The 17206-nt window shown below is 33.3% G+C and carries 13 protein-coding genes; 7 read left to right on the forward strand and 6 right to left on the reverse strand.

Annotated features, from left to right (window positions below; translation table 11 throughout):
* The first annotated feature begins 38 nt into the window (after positions 1-38).
* The gene (locus AC07XU_RS11575; RefSeq protein ID WP_494943778.1) at positions 39-302 is read left to right on the forward strand and encodes a hypothetical protein; all 264 of its coding nucleotides are present in this window, start codon (positions 39-41) and stop codon (positions 300-302) included.
* 34 nt (positions 303-336) lie between these two features.
* On the opposite strand, the gene AC07XU_RS11580 is transcribed toward AC07XU_RS11575, so the two are convergent.
* Positions 337-915, reverse strand: coding sequence for a hypothetical protein (locus tag AC07XU_RS11580; protein WP_494943779.1), 579 nt, complete (start codon positions 913-915; stop codon positions 337-339).
* Positions 916-1458: 543 nt separating this feature from the next.
* Here AC07XU_RS11580 and AC07XU_RS11585 point away from each other — a divergent pair.
* From AC07XU_RS11585 to AC07XU_RS11595, 3 genes are all read left to right on the forward strand, one after another.
* Positions 1459-6303: a DEAD/DEAH box helicase gene (locus tag AC07XU_RS11585; RefSeq protein ID WP_494943780.1), complete on the forward strand. Its 4845-nt coding sequence runs from the start codon at positions 1459-1461 to the stop codon at positions 6301-6303.
* A 277-nt stretch (positions 6304-6580) separates the two neighbouring features.
* Positions 6581-7237, forward strand: a complete 657-nt coding sequence (locus AC07XU_RS11590) for a hypothetical protein (protein ID WP_494943781.1) — start codon at positions 6581-6583, stop codon at positions 7235-7237.
* Positions 7197-7607, forward strand: a complete 411-nt coding sequence (locus tag AC07XU_RS11595) for a hypothetical protein (protein WP_494943782.1) — start codon at positions 7197-7199, stop codon at positions 7605-7607. Before AC07XU_RS11590 ends, AC07XU_RS11595 begins: the two co-directional genes overlap by 41 nt.
* Before the next feature lie 101 nt (positions 7608-7708).
* On the opposite strand, the gene AC07XU_RS11600 is transcribed toward AC07XU_RS11595, so the two are convergent.
* The 5 genes from AC07XU_RS11600 to AC07XU_RS11620 all read right to left on the reverse strand — a co-directional run bounded on the left by AC07XU_RS11600 (position 7709) and on the right by AC07XU_RS11620 (position 10447).
* A complete protein-coding gene (locus AC07XU_RS11600) occupies positions 7709-8329 on the reverse strand; it encodes a hypothetical protein (RefSeq protein ID WP_494943783.1) in 621 nt (206 codons plus the stop codon).
* 19 nt (positions 8330-8348) lie between these two features.
* Positions 8349-8948: an NADAR family protein gene (locus AC07XU_RS11605; protein WP_494943784.1), complete on the reverse strand. Its 600-nt coding sequence runs from the start codon at positions 8946-8948 to the stop codon at positions 8349-8351.
* Entirely contained in the window at positions 8939-9145 is a 207-nt protein-coding gene (locus tag AC07XU_RS11610) for a phosphoribosyltransferase-like protein (RefSeq protein WP_494943785.1), read from the reverse strand. Before AC07XU_RS11610 ends, AC07XU_RS11605 begins: the two co-directional genes overlap by 10 nt.
* A 49-nt stretch (positions 9146-9194) precedes the next feature.
* Positions 9195-10022: a phosphoribosyltransferase-like protein gene (locus AC07XU_RS11615; RefSeq protein WP_494943786.1), complete on the reverse strand. Its 828-nt coding sequence runs from the start codon at positions 10020-10022 to the stop codon at positions 9195-9197.
* Between the two features lie 155 nt (positions 10023-10177).
* The gene (locus tag AC07XU_RS11620) at positions 10178-10447 is read right to left on the reverse strand and encodes a helix-turn-helix transcriptional regulator (protein WP_494943810.1); all 270 of its coding nucleotides are present in this window, start codon (positions 10445-10447) and stop codon (positions 10178-10180) included.
* 789 nt (positions 10448-11236) lie between these two features.
* Between AC07XU_RS11620 and AC07XU_RS11625 the strand changes: the two genes are divergently transcribed.
* The 3 genes from AC07XU_RS11625 to AC07XU_RS11635 are packed head-to-tail and all read left to right on the forward strand — an operon-like array spanning position 11237 to position 17182.
* Complete coding sequence (locus tag AC07XU_RS11625) at positions 11237-12583, forward strand: TlpA family protein disulfide reductase (RefSeq protein ID WP_494943787.1); 1347 nt, start codon at positions 11237-11239, stop codon at positions 12581-12583.
* Between the two features lie 5 nt (positions 12584-12588).
* The gene (locus AC07XU_RS11630; RefSeq protein WP_494943788.1) at positions 12589-15795 is read left to right on the forward strand and encodes a SusC/RagA family TonB-linked outer membrane protein; all 3207 of its coding nucleotides are present in this window, start codon (positions 12589-12591) and stop codon (positions 15793-15795) included.
* Positions 15796-15814: 19 nt separating this feature from the next.
* The gene (locus tag AC07XU_RS11635; RefSeq protein WP_494943789.1) at positions 15815-17182 is read left to right on the forward strand and encodes a RagB/SusD family nutrient uptake outer membrane protein; all 1368 of its coding nucleotides are present in this window, start codon (positions 15815-15817) and stop codon (positions 17180-17182) included.
* The last annotated feature ends 24 nt before the right edge of the window (positions 17183-17206 follow it).

A 17206-nucleotide genomic window follows, 5' to 3' on the forward strand; every position in this document is an offset into this window, starting at 1 on the left:
TGAATATTATTCAATATTTTTACAATATTATATAAATTATGGAAGCTCCAAATAAAAGACTAGAAGATAAAGTGATTGAATTTGCAACTCAGTATGCAGATACAACTTATGTCGAAAATAATGAACGTAAAATTGCCGCTAAGGGATATGTGGTGGGATATCAGCAAGCATTATCAGATAAGAACGTCGAAATAAAGGAGTTGGCTAGTATAGTTAAAATGCTGTTGCCTGGTATTGGTTCTGTATCTCCAGAAAACCTTAAAGTGCTTGAAGATTATGTCGAGAAATTTAAAGACAAATAGAATTGCAGTAATTTGGGTAATTTAAATTCTATTGCTAATTCAACATCTCCTTTGGCAATTCAATTAAAATACGTCCCTGCTTAGCCAATTTTTTGATCCGCTTTTCTTCTCGATAATGGAGTATACTTAATCTGAACACAATCATTGCTATCAGGTATGTCATTGCAATAAATGACGTTCCAAATATTAAATTTCTATAAAAGAAATCTCCAAGGTTATCAGAAAGGTCTGACTTTATCCAGTTAATCTCTGGTTGATACGGAAGATAGGATATTTTAGCAATCACGGGGTAAGTTGGTTTCTTCCAATCTTTTTTATCTAGCGTAAAAGTATGCGAACTTGACTTGATTATTTTGCCATTTGGTAGCGCAAAGGTATAGTCAAAGTTCCGCATTCTTGGGTGGTCTGAATACTCGTAAAGACCAGACTCCCCAGAAATTTTTCCAAGTGCAACTTCCCCATGCTTTATTAATTGATAATGTCTGTACGGATTAATGTGCTCTCCCCATAAAAAGAAATAGATAAACGCCAGTATGACGATGTCGAGCCATGGAAACCAAACGCTATAAATTTCCTTGAGGAAGGAGAGGATTTGAGCTTTAATTTTTTTCATTTTCTAAACAGTTTTTATTTCTCCCTAGATAAATTCTATTCTAATTTAAAGAAAATATCGTTCACCAGTTATTAATGACTAAAAACAGTCCAACCAAAATAAACGCATAAGCAAGCAGTTTACAAAGTCCCTCAACAGATCGGGTAGCGACTAATTTTTCATAACTAGAAAAACGCTCTAGTCCATTTAAGCTTCTTCTATTAAATCTTCTTCGATTAATCCAGTAGTGCAAGTATATTCCAAAGAGCACTATTAAAATTCCGATTATAAAATATGTATTCATAGCATCTTCATTTGATTGCCTCACTTAAAAATACACTTATAAAATATTAAAAGTGGTAACATGGTTAGTTGTTATGAACAATGCGTTTAGCGGATGTTTAGATGATAGCCAAATTAATGCGATTTCATTTTATTCCTACAATCAATATGCTTAATCCTACTAATTAATCACAAATATATTAATGTGCTGTTAAGCGATTATTTTGAACTTACACATTCTTTTTGCAGATTGCTGATGAAACTTTTTTAACTAAAACTCTCATGCAAGACACTTACTGGTTTCCTGAATTAACCAAAAAACGTAGAGCAATATATGCAGCTCTTAAAGAAACAGAACTAATTGAATTTATAATTAGTCATATCGTTGATACCTATCGGGAATCTGCTCACTTTTTATTTGAACTACTACAAAATGCTGATGATGTATTAGCTACAAAGGCCCGTTTGGAACTTACACCTGAAGGTATATGGTTCGGACATAATGGAACAATACCATTCTCATTGAGTGACCCGAACGTCGAACGTCAAACTGGGGTTATTGCCGGGCATATTAATGCAATAACAACTTTTTCGCTTTCAAGTAAGCGAGAGGATATCGAAAACAAGATTGGTAAATTTGGTATTGGTTTTAAATCTGTATTCCAGTATACCAACGCCCCACATATTTATAATCCTCCATTTAATTTTAAAATCGTTGATTACATGGTTCCCGAGGAAATTGTTGCAAATCCTTCAGCATTTAGGGCTGGAGAAACAACTTTGACTTGGTTGCCATTTGATAAGATTGAACAAAAAAAAGAAGAAGTTTATTTTGAGATTTCTGAGAAACTTTCAAAAATGGATAATCCTCTTTTATTTCTAAGGACGTTGGAAAATGTTGCTATAATCAATAATGGACAAACAAGAGAATTTACAAGAAAAAAAGACAAGATAAAAAATTCAGTTGTGTCAGATGTTGAGGTTTTTAAAATAAGATTAAACCAAGATGTACTTCTAAGCTTGGACAGAAAAGTTCCTATAGTAGATCAAAAGGGTATTAGTCATACACTGCCAATAAATCTAGCATTTGTCATCGGAAAGAATGATAAAGTTACAGCAACTAACGATTTTGAGCATTTCTTTAAATATGCGTGGTGTTATTTTCCTACTAGGCAGAATACGGGCTTGAGTTATATCATCAATGCACCTTTTATCCTCACACCAAATAGAGAGGCATTACGTGAAAAGCGCACAGAAAACAATCAGATAGTTAACGAACTTGCGAGGCTCATGGAAAGTTCTGTAGAAATACTCAAATCACTTGGTTATTTGACAGAAGAATTCTTAGCAACAATTCCAGTAGAAAATGTTGTCTCGCCAGAATTTCTGCCAATCCATAATAAGCTTATTACAAAAATAAAAAATGGTGAATACTTACCTACAAAAGATGGTTTTATAACTGCCGCCAATGCATATGTATGTTTGGATAAATCTTTAGCATCTCTATTAGAATATGACAATAATTACATGCTTAAGAAAGTAACTTCTAAACCTACCGCTAAAATATTTATGAATGAAAGAGGTGCCGTCTGGTCAAACTCTAATCAGTATAATTATTTTATATCCACCTTTATTCAGGAAAAAAGCGAGTTAAATCCATTATGGTTTGGCTCTAAATTTAGTACATCAATGTTGAATGACAGTTCTCCAGCATTGAACCTTTTATTTTTTAAATTACTTTCTGATAGGGCAAGTTCTATTCTAATGAAGAATCAACCCTTATGGAATAAAGCATTTATTCCAATAATAAATCATGTGGGAATTACAGAGTATGTAAAACCCAATAATTTAAAAGGTGAACCTCAAGTTAAAATGGGTGGACCTCGAATCAAAGGAAGGTTGGTAGCTGCAGATTATCTATTGGCAGACAGCGAAGTAAATACATTTATGAGAAATGTACTTAATTTTCAATTTCCAGATGAATTCGACGATTTTATCTTAGAATTGAGTATTTACGATGAAGAAGACCATGGATTGACTATAGAAAAGGTTTCTAGCCACCTTTCAACCATTCGAACAATGCTTTCCGAACTTTCGATAACTAAGAAAACGATTTTAGTTGAGAAACTAAAGAATATTGCATTTGTACCAGTAGAAAACAGTGAAGAGCTTGAGTTAGCAAATCCTTTCAAGAATTATGTTTGGTTTCCCAAGGAAGAACTTTTCCAATATTTTGGTGAACATGCCGAAGATTATAATTGGCTTAGATTAGATGGATTGGAACTAGGTATAAATGATGAAATACAAATAGAATCATTTCTTAAAGAAATTGGTGTCGAATTCGAATTAAATGTAAATGGGAATTCTACCATAGTAGGGGTTGACAGTTTCTTAGAAAATGTCACATTAAAGAGTTCCGTGTTCCTTTCCAAGATTGTGGTTAGAATGTTAGATGTTGACTGGAGCATAAAGGTGCCACTATTGAGGGAGACTAAGTGGTTATTCGATTATGATGGCGTTAAAAAGTTAGCAAATGAAATAAAAGTTGGAGCCCTGCATGAAGATTATCCAGAAAATTTTAAAATTATCCACTTAGCACTTGGCGGCATCGTTGAACAAGAAAAGGATCGGTTTGCCGAACTTTTTGAGGAAGAGCGTAAACTTCTTAAAGTTTTAATTCCAATACTTGGAGAACTTTCGCCAGAAGAAATTAAGGATGCATTGGCTGAATTGTTAAATCAAAAAAGGAAATCCAAGCAGGCTAGTCAGAATTCAAGTCAGCAAAATAGTGATGAAGAAGATGAAGACACTACATCTCCTCAAGGCTTATTAAATAGTTGGACAAATCAACCGCTACAAAATACATCAAAGACGTTCAATAATAATACACTATCTTCTGGAGTAATTCCTTCCGCACCAACTTCAAAAGATTTTTGGAATAATGAAAATAATGGAGGCTACACTGAAAATCCTGGAGGTTTTGTAGGGCAGGCAGTAATTGGAATGCAATATCAAAAAGATCAAGGGGAGAGAATTAAAAAGCAGTTTGAAAGAGAGCTTGAAGTCGATCTTCGCAGAAACCAATTAATTGAGCTAGCTGGAAGCTTCGAGCCATATTCTTTCGGATGGTTTAAAACACTTTTAGAATTGGAAGACAGCTTTACAGCAGAAGACCGTGTAAAAAAAAATCCTTTAAAGATTTTATTTAATAAAGCTGAACTCGGTGATGATGGAATTATGGTGTTGTCTGAAACTTCTTTAATACCATCCAATATCGAAGAGATTGGTGATCTATCTATACAGGTTTTCCAATCGGATGATAAAATAACTGTTGAAGGAGAACTCATTGGTATTCGAAAGAAGTCACTCCAAATTAGATTGAAAAATGATAATCAATTTAAAGCGTTAAAAATGAGTGAAATAAACAGAGCTATTGTCGAAGCTTCTTCTCCTGATTTTATTTTGGAGAGATTAAAAAATGGTTTTAGTAGATTGAACTTTGATAATGCAGATAATCTGAAATCGAAACATCATTTACCAGAAAATCTAAATTTTATCTTTGGTCCTCCAGGAACTGGAAAAACAACATACATCTCTTGGCTTATAGGTGGTAAAAATCCTCAAACCCTAGATTTTTGTGAAGAAGAGATAAAACCATTTATGGATAGCGAAAATTGTCGTGTATTAGTGCTAACTCCCACTAACAAGGCTGCTGATGTGGTTGCTGAAAGGATAATAAATAATTACGAGCAGGAAAACGATTACCCTTCATGGTTAGTAAGGTTTGGTCAAACTCAAAGTCTCGAAAAAAGTACAAGTTTTATTGGAGATAGGAAACTGAATATTTCTCTAGAACAAAAACTTACGTTAGTTACTACTATAGCCCGTTTTCCTTATGATTCGTTCAATTTTTTAGATGGCGATAAGATTATTTCGAAAACTGCACTCAAAGATTTCAATTGGGATGTAATCATTTTTGATGAAGCTTCTATGATTGGGCAGGCTTCGCTTTTATACGTTATATTTTATGCGAAACAAATCAACCCAAAAGTGAAATTTTTTATAGGAGGAGACCCATTTCAAATTCCGCCAATAATTCAATTTGAATATCCTTTTTGGAGCTATATACCTGACCCTGCTTTTGACGATAATAAACAGCCAATTTTGGATGAAAATGGGAATCAAATGGCTTGGAAGCAAGACGGAGGAAATATTTACTCCTTTACTGAACTTATGGCTGATGATAGCTTTATTAATCCAAGAACTAGTCCACATCCTTTCAAAGTTCACAACCTAAATAAGCAGTATAGGAGTATTGAGGCAATTGGTAAATTATTTAGTAAGTATAGATATTCAGATGCACTCAGCCATAACAGAACAGAGGATGAAATAAAGCTGGACCCTAAAATAGCTCCTTTACAAATAGAGATAGAAAATCTGCCATTAAAAGCTTTGAACATAATAAGGTTTCCTGTAAATAAATATGGTGGAGTTTATCGTTCACGTAGCGTAAAGGGAAGCCCCTATCATATATATTCAGCGATTTTTACTGTTGAACTCATCAAATATATTCAGGCTAATGCACAACTTAGCGCAGAAAAATATAAAATTGGTATAATTAGTCCGTATGCAATTCAGAGCGGTTTAATCTCAAAACTGATTGAATCTGTTGGTGAAGGAAAGATAGAAATTGTAGTTGGAACTGTGCATGGTTTTCAGGGAGATGAATGCAACCTTATGATAGTTGTACTCAACCCTCCTCGTAAAATCAGTAGAAGTGTAAGGAGTTTTATAAATAAGAAAAATATATTAAATGTTGCCATAAGCCGGGCAAGGGATAAGATGATTATACTCAGTCCTTACGATCCTGATAATGAACTTAATTTAGACGACCTACACCAGATTAGATACATCGAACGGTTATGTGGAAAGCTAGATCCATTAAAGAAGGAGCTTTTAGGATATGAGGCGTCGGAAATCGAAGAAAAATTGTGGGGAAATGCACACTATATAGAAGAGGTAACTCTAGCGGCACCACATCAAAATGTAAATATTTATGCTCAAGCAATTAAGCATTATGAAATAAGGCATGATGAAAACGCTGTAGATGTACTTATTAAAAGATAGCTTTTAATAACTTATCTTCCAACGTCAATTTTTGATATTGGAAGATAGGTTTGAAAATTATATTAAATACTAGAAATATCTCATATATCTCTCGAATTCTATATCTAACTTACTCCCTCTTTATAATTTCAATTTAAGGTATTCAAATGGTTTAATCAATTACCAATTGGTAATTTTTGGAATTTAAAATGATTGTAAATCTTAAAATAGGTGGCAATTTATTAATTTTTGAAGTTTGAAAATCCGATGTATATTTGAAATTTAACACCAGAATTATATGGCATTACAATTAATACATGAAAATGAATTCGACGCATTAAATTTAGAAACGTTAATCTTTTTACATTTAACTGCTGGTAATGCACGTGCTACGAAGGACTACAATGTGTTATCAACTCTAGCGGTAACCGAACGTGAGGTTCGCAGTGCAATTTCCTTTGATAATTCAAAGAATATTTTACCTATTATGGGTATGGTTGCAATAATCGAACAACTTGGAACAGCATATAAACGGACTGACATCGGTGAGTATCCAAATTCAGATCAAAGTCCCTTAAAAAAGGCATTGTACTATTTTTATGATCAAAATCCAGACAGTGAACTTGCAAAGACGCTATATGGGCTAAGGAATGGGATAGTTCATAATGCCAGTTTTTTTTCCAAAGGATTAAAGCCTACCCATCCAAATTACATTTTTACATATTCCTTTACCAATGCTGATGTTATTAAACCTGCCACTGTAGCATGGGACGGCAATTTTGACAATATAAGTGAGGATTATTTTACTGAGATTAATCCAGAAAAATTATTAGAGTTAACCACTAATTGTATACAAGAAACTAATCGATTGAATAGAGAAGGATGCATAGAAATTATTCTTCCTGGAGGTAAAAATGAGCTTATTTTCAGGTATTTTAAATGGTTGCCAATCTAACTTAACTCATCTTTTCTTTATGTATACAGATGATACCATATTAACCAAGGGTAAGTATAAATTTACAGCTCTTTGTAGGGTTCCGCCAGAATACCTACTCAACTTACATGCAAAAAAGAACAAAGCTTACCCTGAACTTTACGAGTATATTGAAAAAAATCTGTCACGGATTAAAGCAAGGGCGATTGGAACGTTAGAAATACCAGAACTGCACATCGTATGCAAGAAAATAGTGTATTCCACTGAGAATGCTGCCAAAGCTGAGCTAAAGAGAATAGGTGATATGAAAAATGACCATAAAATCCCGATCCGCTCATACTTCTGTGAAGTTTGTGGAGGTTTTCATTTAACCTCTAAACCACTACCTTAAAAGAATATTTTCGTGATGAAAAAAACTAATGACCTAAATTATCATTTCCGCAAAGAGATAGATAAGGTAAGCATCTTATTTTTTTTAAAATTAAATTAAGATCAAGCTTTAGGTAATGATTTTCTAAACATAACCAGTTTTTCGTACAATTCTGATAGTGTGCTAAATTGTTCATCATCTCTAAATTGGTATATTCTTCTCCTAAGATTAATTAGTTCTTTTCTAACTTCTGATTCTTCAATTTGCTCTTTGTCAATTAAAATTTTTAATCTAGCGTAAGCATCTGATGCTATTAAAACATCATTATCAATTTCGATTACCTTTTTTAAGTATTGGTGAATTATATGATTGTCACCAAGTTCTATCAATGCAATTTCACTGTTTAAATAAATTTCTTTTAAAAGATTTCCGAAATTTTTTCTACGTGATTCAATGATTAAAACTTCACTAGGGACGTTTTTGTCTTTATAAAGTTCAATTACTTTTTCATCTAACTCGCCCTCCATTTGTGCAGGACTACGTAATGCTTCTATGTAATTTTTCGCTCTGGTTGATATAGAAAGCGCATTCACTATTATGTTATGCCTTTTTTCATTTCGCCAAGTATTTAAAGCCCTGTAACCAACAAAAAGCGTTACCATACTTACACAAAAAGTTAAAAAAGATGCGATAAAGGTTAGCCAGTCGGATAGGTTAGGAGCTTCAAAATATAGATGTATCATAATCAATGCAGAACTATTTTTAAATAGATTTGAAAGGCAAAGTGTTGTTTGGGGTAAATTTAATGCTATCTGTAGTTATTTCAACGTTTATGAAAATTAATTGGGGAATAGGCGGTATCGAAATTTTAAACTCATTTTTTTTAACACGTTCTCTTAACTCCATCAATAATCTTCCTAGTGCATTTGTTCCAGAATAATAATCTCCTTCATCTGTCGCCCCCCAGACTTTATCTTCACTTGTAAACTCTACTATTGGCAAATCAAACGTAGATAATAGTGCCTGACTAAATAATTCTTTATTCTGATGCAATTTCAACTCAATGCAGAACTTCATTATTTTAAATCTTTGAGTATTCCAGTCACTTCTCGTTTTTTCAATATGAGTTCTTGCGTATTGCTTAGCAGATATTGGGCTGGAATAACCAATTATTCTTTTTTGTATTTCAGGATAATCGGGATATCTTAAGGCTTGGTAGAGCAACTCAACATTTCTTATTATCACCTTATTTATGGTTACTGGATAACCAGGAGACATATTGGACAAAGCACCGTATTTACCACTAGTGCTTTTAAAGGTAATGCATTCTTTTTTATTATATTTCCTAGTGCTTAATCCCATATATCCCAATTAGCTCCTCTTTTAGCTGGAAATAGTGGATACCAGTCATTTGAACCCCACCAAAATACTAAAGGGCAAGTGTTTGAAATATTCCGCCAGGTAAAAAAATGAGTTCCAGTTCCAAGAGTTTTATAAGATGGAGGGGTCATACCTAATGGTCTTAAACTGTGAGCATTGGGTTTTTCAATTCTCTTCATTATCTCATAGCCTTTTTCACACAAAATCTTCTCATATCTTTTTCTAATTTCAGGATTTGTAAAAAAAAACTTCTTTTTTAGGGTAGTCGGTGTTTCTAAATGCAAATTCCATTTTAATCATTTTGTATTCTCGTTCGAATAAACTTTCTATATATTCTAACATTTCATCTCCCAAATCGGAATGTTCTGGGAATATGTGATTTAGTTCTGGATTTGAATTGAAGTAGTTGATGCGAGGATTATTTTCTATTTCTGCAACTCTGTAAAATTTCAGTCTATTGCCTAGGTTAATATCTAGTTTTGTATCAATAGAAAATCTAACATTAGCTGTTCCCCAAGTGTGTAGAATTACGAAGGATGCTATAATCCTAATGTCAGATTTCTTAAAATCTTCTTCGCCATAATTCGTAATTTCTAGTAAAATATCTTTTTTAAAATTACCAGCCGACGCTAAAACATCATCAAAATAAATCCAGTTTTTAATTTCTTTTTTTCCACAATCGGCTAATGAATAACCAAATTTCTCCTTTAACTCTTCTTCAATAAATCCCAACAAGATTTTTTGGCTCTTTCCTGGTTGTTGACAATCTAAGAACTTTGTTTCGTTCAAAAAATCCTGCACGTTATCGTAACCAAAATCTTTCCTTAAAACTTCAAATTCTGAACTAATGATTGCAAGCGTGCGCTCTTTCGTCAAATAACTCATAGGCAAAAGATGAAGAAATTCAGTCAAAATGAATTCTCTATCTCCTTCATCAAATTGGTTTATCCATTTGTTAACATGCTCTTCGTTAATTTCTGTCTTATATATCCAGCTAATATCTTCTCTTCGATAATCCTTAAGGATCTCGACAATTTGCTTAATTAATTCTTCCATAATCGATTTATGGGTCAAATCGCTTGTGAGAGCATCAATATATTAAGAATGGGAATATTGAAAGCTGAGAGCAAAATTTAACCTATTCAATAATAACAAAATAAATGGTATTTTTTGCAATAGTAATGATGAAAAATTAATATCTCTAGTAGAGTTTAAATGTTTTTTTCTTTCTCTTCCAAATAAATTAGATACGGTGCTTTACCTTGCTCTTTGTCCCAGGATGTTGGCTCAAATAATCTCCTATTATCAATTCTGAAGAACTTCGCAATTTCATATATCTTTTCCAAATCAGGTTGATTGATATTTCTACACCATCTGGAAACCGTATTAGTACTTACTTTAAGATATATTGACAAATCCTTTTGAGAAAAATTAAACTCGTCAAGTATAATACTGATTCTATTTAAGCGAGGCTTTAGCATATATAAATGTTTTAAAACAAATATATATAATTTCAAATTGTTGATTTTCAGCGCTTTATAATCATTTAATGGTTATTTATGTATTTTTAATGATTATAATTACACATTTAATGGTTATTTTTTTTATATTTGAAATAAATACATTTAATGTTTACTAATCATCTTTAACTGTAGATTAATAAATAACGAGTGTATATTTGTTAAATTGGTAAAACGAGCCTCGTAGTCGAAAACTGGTAATTCTCGTACGATGGTAAGTATTACGCTAAAGATTTTATCTTTGCAGTCCCTACTTAAAATAGGTGGGGGCTGGCGTTTGCTTATTTTTGTACGATAGTCTCTCTGAAAAGAGATGATGAAGCTAAATCTTCAATTTATTGGAGACGAGGCGGGTCCTACCAGTACCTCGACTGCAATAAGATGCATTTGTCCAGCCCCCTTCTATAGGGTTGGGTATTTATGTCAAGCAATAGGCTCATTGTTTCCTAAATGATGAGCAATGAAAAAACAACCAAAAACACTAATCAAAATTACCTTAGTTTTTACAAAAGAGGCAGGGGAGGGTTATGTTGTTTTTAGTTTGCCAAAACCGGTTAAATCTACAAAACAGCTGTTCCAGCTAATCATAAAAAGTCCTGTTTGAGTATTAGACCCTGCTTCCTTTATCTAACATAATTTTAGGTGATAATAGTTAATGAGCATTTTAAAGGAGCAGGGTTCTTTCTTCCTGTCTTGGTTTTTAACCAAAACCATTTGGGCAACATTTTTTAATCAACAACTAATTTAAACATGAAAAAAACAACGATATACATCGTATTGGCTTTGCTATGCCTAAATTTTTGGGTAAGGGCACAAGACAATAAAGCGGTAGACGTAACATTAAAAGGTATTCAGATAGGGCAGGTGGTGCCAGATATTACCATTACTGGTTTGCACAATTATAAGGACACTAATGGCAAACTAGCCACAACAGCTAAACTTTCAGATTTTAAAGGCAAACTATTGATACTGGACTTTTGGGCAATTTGGTGTTCGCCCTGCGTAGCCATGATACCGAAGATGGATAGTTTACAAAAGTCTTTCGGAGATAAAATACAGTTCCTTTCGGTGACTTATCAAACGGAGAAAGAGGTATTGCCTTTTTTAGAGAAATTTGAAGCCCAAAAAAAGAAACATTACAATTTGCCCCTAGTAACATCCGATAAGGAATTGCATAGTCTATTTCCGCATGTTTATTTGCCACATTATGTTTGGGTTGACGGACAGGGGATTGTAAAGGCTATTACAGAGAGTTATTATGTGAATAGTGAATATATCAAAAAGATGCTAACAAATGGAAATATAACAGCAAAAGCAAAAGTTGATATTCCGATTGTATACGACAAAGCTAAACCGCTATTCTTTGCAGATTATTTGGATAAAACCACAGTTTTAAAACAATCAACATTTTCAGGTTATATAGATGGAGTTGGCTTAGGATATTCAAAAAACAATTTTCAATTGGGAAATAATCGTTTCGAACGTATCCTAGCAAGAAACAGCACAATTAGAGAATTGTACCATTATGCATATCAAAAGGATTTTAAACAAATGTTATTTGAAGTAGAAGATACTACACGCATAGTTTTTAAATCCAATCTATCCGCAGACTATATAGAATGGCGCCGAAATGGAAATAGTTATTGCTACGAGTTGATTAATGGAAATTATCTGACCATGAATAGTAATCAAATTATGCAGAAAGATTTGGATGCTTTTTTCACCGAATATAAAGCAAGTATAGAAAAAAGAAAAGTCAAGTGTCTTGCGCTAATAAGAACATCAAATACTTCTGAAATTCCAAATTCAAAAGGGGAATCCACCGCCCTATTTACCGGTTTTGGTGGAGAAATGACCAATTGCCCATTATCAGTTTTTATAGCACGCATGCGTTTTTTTTTACAAAGCCATCCATTGCCATTGTTTGACGACACCAATTATAAACAATGGGCAGATATTTCTATAAAAGCCAACTTAAGCAACGTGATAGAGTTAAATCAAGCACTTGAAAAATACAGTTTGAAATTTGTTGAGAAAGAGGCGTACATCGATATGCTCATCATTAGAGATAAAAAGCAAGTATTACCTTTAAAATAATCGATATGAGAACTCTTTTATTTAGTATCGCATTACTGTATTGTCATTTTATAGGCTTTGCGCAACAGCAAGTAACTGGAACGGTGGTTTCTGCAATAGATAGTAAACCCTTGCCATCGGTTTCAATTAAAATACAAGGAACAAAAACAAACATTAATACTGCAACAGATCAAAATGGGCAATTTGTTGTCCATTTAAAAGAAAATAAAGTAGTACTCAGCTTTTCATCAATAGGTTATGTTACGCAGCAATATAACCTTACTTTACCAATTGCTACAGCTTTAGAGATAGTTTTAGTTGAAGCAATTGACGAATTAGCCGAAGTAAACATTGTAAGTACCGGCTACCAAAGTTTACCTAAGGAAAGAGCAACTGGCTCTTTTGTACAATTAAACAATGCATTGCTCAATCGCAGAATAAGTACAAATATCATCGATAGGTTAGAGGATATTACGCCAGGTATGGTATTTAACAAAGGAAAAGCAGGCAGTTCCATTAGCATTAGAGGGCAAAATACAATTTACGGCAATTCAAGCCCCTTAATCGTGATCGATAATTTTCCTTATGAGGGAGAGCTAAGCAACATCAATCCAAACGATGTTGAAAGTATTACTGTACTTAAAGATGCTTCTGCAGCAAGTATTTGGGGCTCAAAGGCAGGTAATGGTGTAATTGTAATTACTACAAAAAAAGGCAAATATGATCAAGCCCCAAAAATATCCTTTAATAGTAACCTCACCATAGGTGCAAAGCCCAATTTATTTTATCAGGCTCGTATGTCTACAGACGATTTTATTGAAATCGAAAAAAAGCTATTTGAACAGAGTTACTACAAACAGTTTGAAACCGCTGCCAACAACCCAGCACTAACGCCTGTAGTAGAGCTGCTCATTAAAAAAAGAGACAATCCTTTGCTAGCAAACCAGATTGATGAAGAAATTGAAATGTTAAAAAATAACGATGTGAGGAACGATTTCGAAAAATACTTTTATCAAAACAGTATTAAACAACAGTATAATTTGAATATAAATGGTGGAGGAAAGCAATATCGCTATTATGTATCTACAGGTTACGACCACAATACTGACAATCTGATAAACAATGGATATAACCGAGTAACATTAAACTTCGGTAACAATTTTTCTTTACTTAATGACCATTTAGAAGCATCTGCCAATATTTATTATACACAAGGGAATGCAATTAGCAATAACTCAGGCACAAGAGCCATTGGTATGAATACAGGTTCAGCTACCTCGCTGTATCCATATGCAAAGCTTGCTGATGACGAAGGAAATGCTCTGGCAATGACACAGGATTATAGAGTTAAATTTATTCGTGATGCACAAAATGCAGGTTTGATCGATTGGACTTACAAACCCTTAGATGAAATCTATTTGGGTAATAACACAAAAAATTCAAAAGACTACCGCATAAATACATCTTTAAGATATAAAATATTCCCCATTTTAAATGCAGAAGCTTTATATCAGTATGGCAGTACCAACATACTTAACCGAAACTTGCGTAGCGAACAGAGCTATTATACCAGAAACCTTATCAATAGGTATACACAAGAAAGCTCTACAGGTGTGTTAAGCTATCCAATACCAAAAGGGGGGATAAATGATTTAAGCAATAGCAATATTGAGAACCAAAATATTAGGCTTCAGTTAAACTTTTCTAAATATTGGAATAATAGGCATGAGGTTAATGGTATAGCAGGTTATGAACTTAGAGAATACCATACAATAGGTACAAGTAATAGAATGTACGGCTTTGACGAAGAACACGCCACTCTGTCGAAAGTTGATTATTTAAGTACATATCGTCAATATTTTAACTCTGGAAGTTCAATTACAATTCCATTTAGTGATTCCTCAACTGAACTTACAGACCGTTATCTATCCTATTATGCGAATGCATCTTACGCTTATTTAAGCCGATACATGATATCTATTAGCGGACGACTTGATAGAAGTAACTTGTTTGGGGTAAATGCCAACCAACAAGGCGTCCCTCTTTATTCTATAGGATTTGCATGGAATGTTAATAAAGAAAAATTTTATAAGATAGATTGGCTGCCTAATCTAAAAATTCGGACGACTTATGGTTATAATGGCAATATAAACAAAACACTATCCGCATACACCACAGCAAGATATTCTTCTGGCAATGCCATAAATCAGATCTATGCTACGATTATTAACCCTCCCAATCCCGAGTTGCGTTGGGAAAGAGTAAGAATGATTAATTTCGGTGTAGATTTTAACACCAAAGGCGATAGGCTAAGTGGAAGTATTGAACCTTATTATAAAAAAGGTGTAGACCTTATAGGAGATATAGCCTATGCACCATCAACAGGTATTAATACTTTTAGGGGCAACACAGCAAATACAAAAGGTCATGGGGTAGATATCACACTTAATAGTAAAAACGTGAGTGGAGTATTTAAATGGGAAACCAATGTTCTTTATAGTTACGTAACGGATAAGGTAGTCGATTATAAATTAAAGCAATCGGCGGTTTTTTATACCCAATTTGGAGAAACCAATGTTTATCCGTTGGAAGGTAAACCATTTTATGCGTTGTACAGTTATCAATGGGCTGGACTAGACCCAAAAACTGGAGATCCTCAGGGTTACCTAAATGGACAGGTAAGTAAGGATTATACAAACATTTTGAATGCAGCTACGCCAGATAATCTAATTTATCATGGGTCTGCACGCCCAACAATATTTGGGTCATTGCGAAATACCTTTAGCTATAAGCAGATTTCCATTTCAGCTAACATTACATACAGATTCAATTATTTTTTCAGAACACCTTTAATCTCTTATAATGATATTTTGACTGGACAAGGTTTTGCTTATGGAAGATACACTACACGCTGGCAAAAAGAGGGTGATGAACTATTTACAAACGTTCCATCCATGCCGTTATCTTTAAACGGCAATAGAGATATCTTATATAATTATTCAGAAGCTACTGTAGAAAAAGGGAATAACATCCGTTTGCAGGATATTAATTTGACTTATATAATTAATAATAAGAGACATATATCCTCGTTTAAACGAACCCAAATTTATTGCTACGCTAATAACATCGGGATTATATGGAAGGCTACCAAAACAGATTTTGACCCAGATTTCTCTAATGCAGATTTTACACCAGTCAGGACTTTTGGTATCGGACTAAAAATTGATTTTTAACATTCTAATTAAAGAAAAAATGAAAAAGAATATTTATATACTCATTATATTAACCTCCGCTTTTCTATCTTGTCAAAAAGAGTTTTTAAAAGATAAAACGGATAAGGCATTATTAGTACCTAAGACTCTAACAGATTTTGAAAATCTGTTAGATAATTTAAATGTTTTTAATATCACTCCATCATTGCCTGTTATCGCTTCTGATGACTATTATACTACTAGTGCTAAAGTTAACACTTACATTGGGGCATACCAGAAAAACAGTTATATATGGGCAGAAGACATTGATGAAGGATTATCAATTTTGGACTGGAATACACCTTATCAACAGATATTTTATGCCAATATTGTTTTGGATGGGCTATTGGACATTGAACCAATTTCCAGTCAACAACAAGAGTGGAATAGAATAAAAGGAAGTGCACTTTTTCATAGGGCATTTGCTTTTTATAATATTGCTCAGATGTACGCTAAGCCATATAATAAAAGTACTGCAAGGTCTGACTTAGGTATTCCCATTCGGTTAGAAGGTGATGTAAATATAAAATCAAGTAGAGGAACTTTACAACAAACCTATGACCAGGTAATTAAAGATTTAAAAGAAGCTGAAATCTTGTTGCCAAATAATTCAAACTTTCAAACTAGACCTAATAAGATAGCTACGCAAGCCCTTTTGGCTAGGGTTTATCTCAATATGGAAGATTATGATAATGCTTTATTGTACGCAACAGCGGTTTTAAAATTTAATAGTTCACTTATCGATTACAATACATTGAGCAAAACAGCCATTACTCCATTTCCGGTAGCTCCTAATAATGTGAATATTGAAACCATATTCTATTCTCGAATGACTACATACACTTTTGGGGGCGCCACAAATGCAACTGTGGACAATTCGCTTTATGGGTCTTATTCAGGAGATGATTTAAGAAAAATCATATTTTTTACTGGAAGCAACCCTTCATGGTTTAAGGGAAGGTATACAGGAAGCATTGGAACACTATTTAGTGGTTTGGCAAGGGATGAGATTTATTTGATTAAAGCAGAATGTGAAGCACGTGCAGGCAAATTAGAAAATGCTATGGACAATTTAAATATCCTACTAAAAAATAGATACACTAATACAGTTAACTATAAAACATTAACGGCCGTAGACCCTACAGATGCTTTAAATCAAATACTAGAAGAACGAAGGAAAGAATTAGTTTTTAGGGGATTAAGATGGGGTGATTTACGGCGTTTAAATAAAGATAATCGTTATCAAATTTCCATTTCCCATACTTTAGAAGGCCAAACATATACTTTACTTCCAAATAGTAACAGATATACATTTCCAATTCCAAAATTAGAAACTCTTTTAAGTGGTTTAGAACAAAATCTCCGTTAAACAACGCATCCAGTAAGATGAAAT

It is taken from the genome of Pedobacter sp. GW456-11-11-14-TSB4 (assembly GCF_059424425.1).

Bases quoted from the DNA above. Each gene is read 5' to 3' on its own strand.
- AC07XU_RS11575 (WP_494943778.1), top strand. From the start codon at position 39: ATGGAAGCTCCAAATAAAAGACTAGAAGATAAAGTGATTGAATTTGCA.
- AC07XU_RS11580 (WP_494943779.1), bottom strand. From the start codon at position 915: ATGAAAAAAATTAAAGCTCAAATCCTCTCCTTCCTCAAGGAAATTTAT.
- AC07XU_RS11585 (WP_494943780.1), top strand. From the start codon at position 1,459: ATGCAAGACACTTACTGGTTTCCTGAATTAACCAAAAAACGTAGAGCA.
- AC07XU_RS11590 (WP_494943781.1), top strand. From the start codon at position 6,581: ATGGCATTACAATTAATACATGAAAATGAATTCGACGCATTAAATTTA.
- AC07XU_RS11595 (WP_494943782.1), top strand. From the start codon at position 7,197: ATGAGCTTATTTTCAGGTATTTTAAATGGTTGCCAATCTAACTTAACT.
- AC07XU_RS11600 (WP_494943783.1), bottom strand. From the start codon at position 8,329: ATGATACATCTATATTTTGAAGCTCCTAACCTATCCGACTGGCTAACC.
- AC07XU_RS11605 (WP_494943784.1), bottom strand. From the start codon at position 8,948: ATGGGATTAAGCACTAGGAAATATAATAAAAAAGAATGCATTACCTTT.
- AC07XU_RS11610 (WP_494943785.1), bottom strand. From the start codon at position 9,145: ATGAAGAGAATTGAAAAACCCAATGCTCACAGTTTAAGACCATTAGGT.
- AC07XU_RS11615 (WP_494943786.1), bottom strand. From the start codon at position 10,022: ATGGAAGAATTAATTAAGCAAATTGTCGAGATCCTTAAGGATTATCGA.
- AC07XU_RS11620 (WP_494943810.1), bottom strand. From the start codon at position 10,447: ATGCTAAAGCCTCGCTTAAATAGAATCAGTATTATACTTGACGAGTTT.
- AC07XU_RS11625 (WP_494943787.1), top strand. From the start codon at position 11,237: ATGAAAAAAACAACGATATACATCGTATTGGCTTTGCTATGCCTAAAT.
- AC07XU_RS11630 (WP_494943788.1), top strand. From the start codon at position 12,589: ATGAGAACTCTTTTATTTAGTATCGCATTACTGTATTGTCATTTTATA.
- AC07XU_RS11635 (WP_494943789.1), top strand. From the start codon at position 15,815: ATGAAAAAGAATATTTATATACTCATTATATTAACCTCCGCTTTTCTA.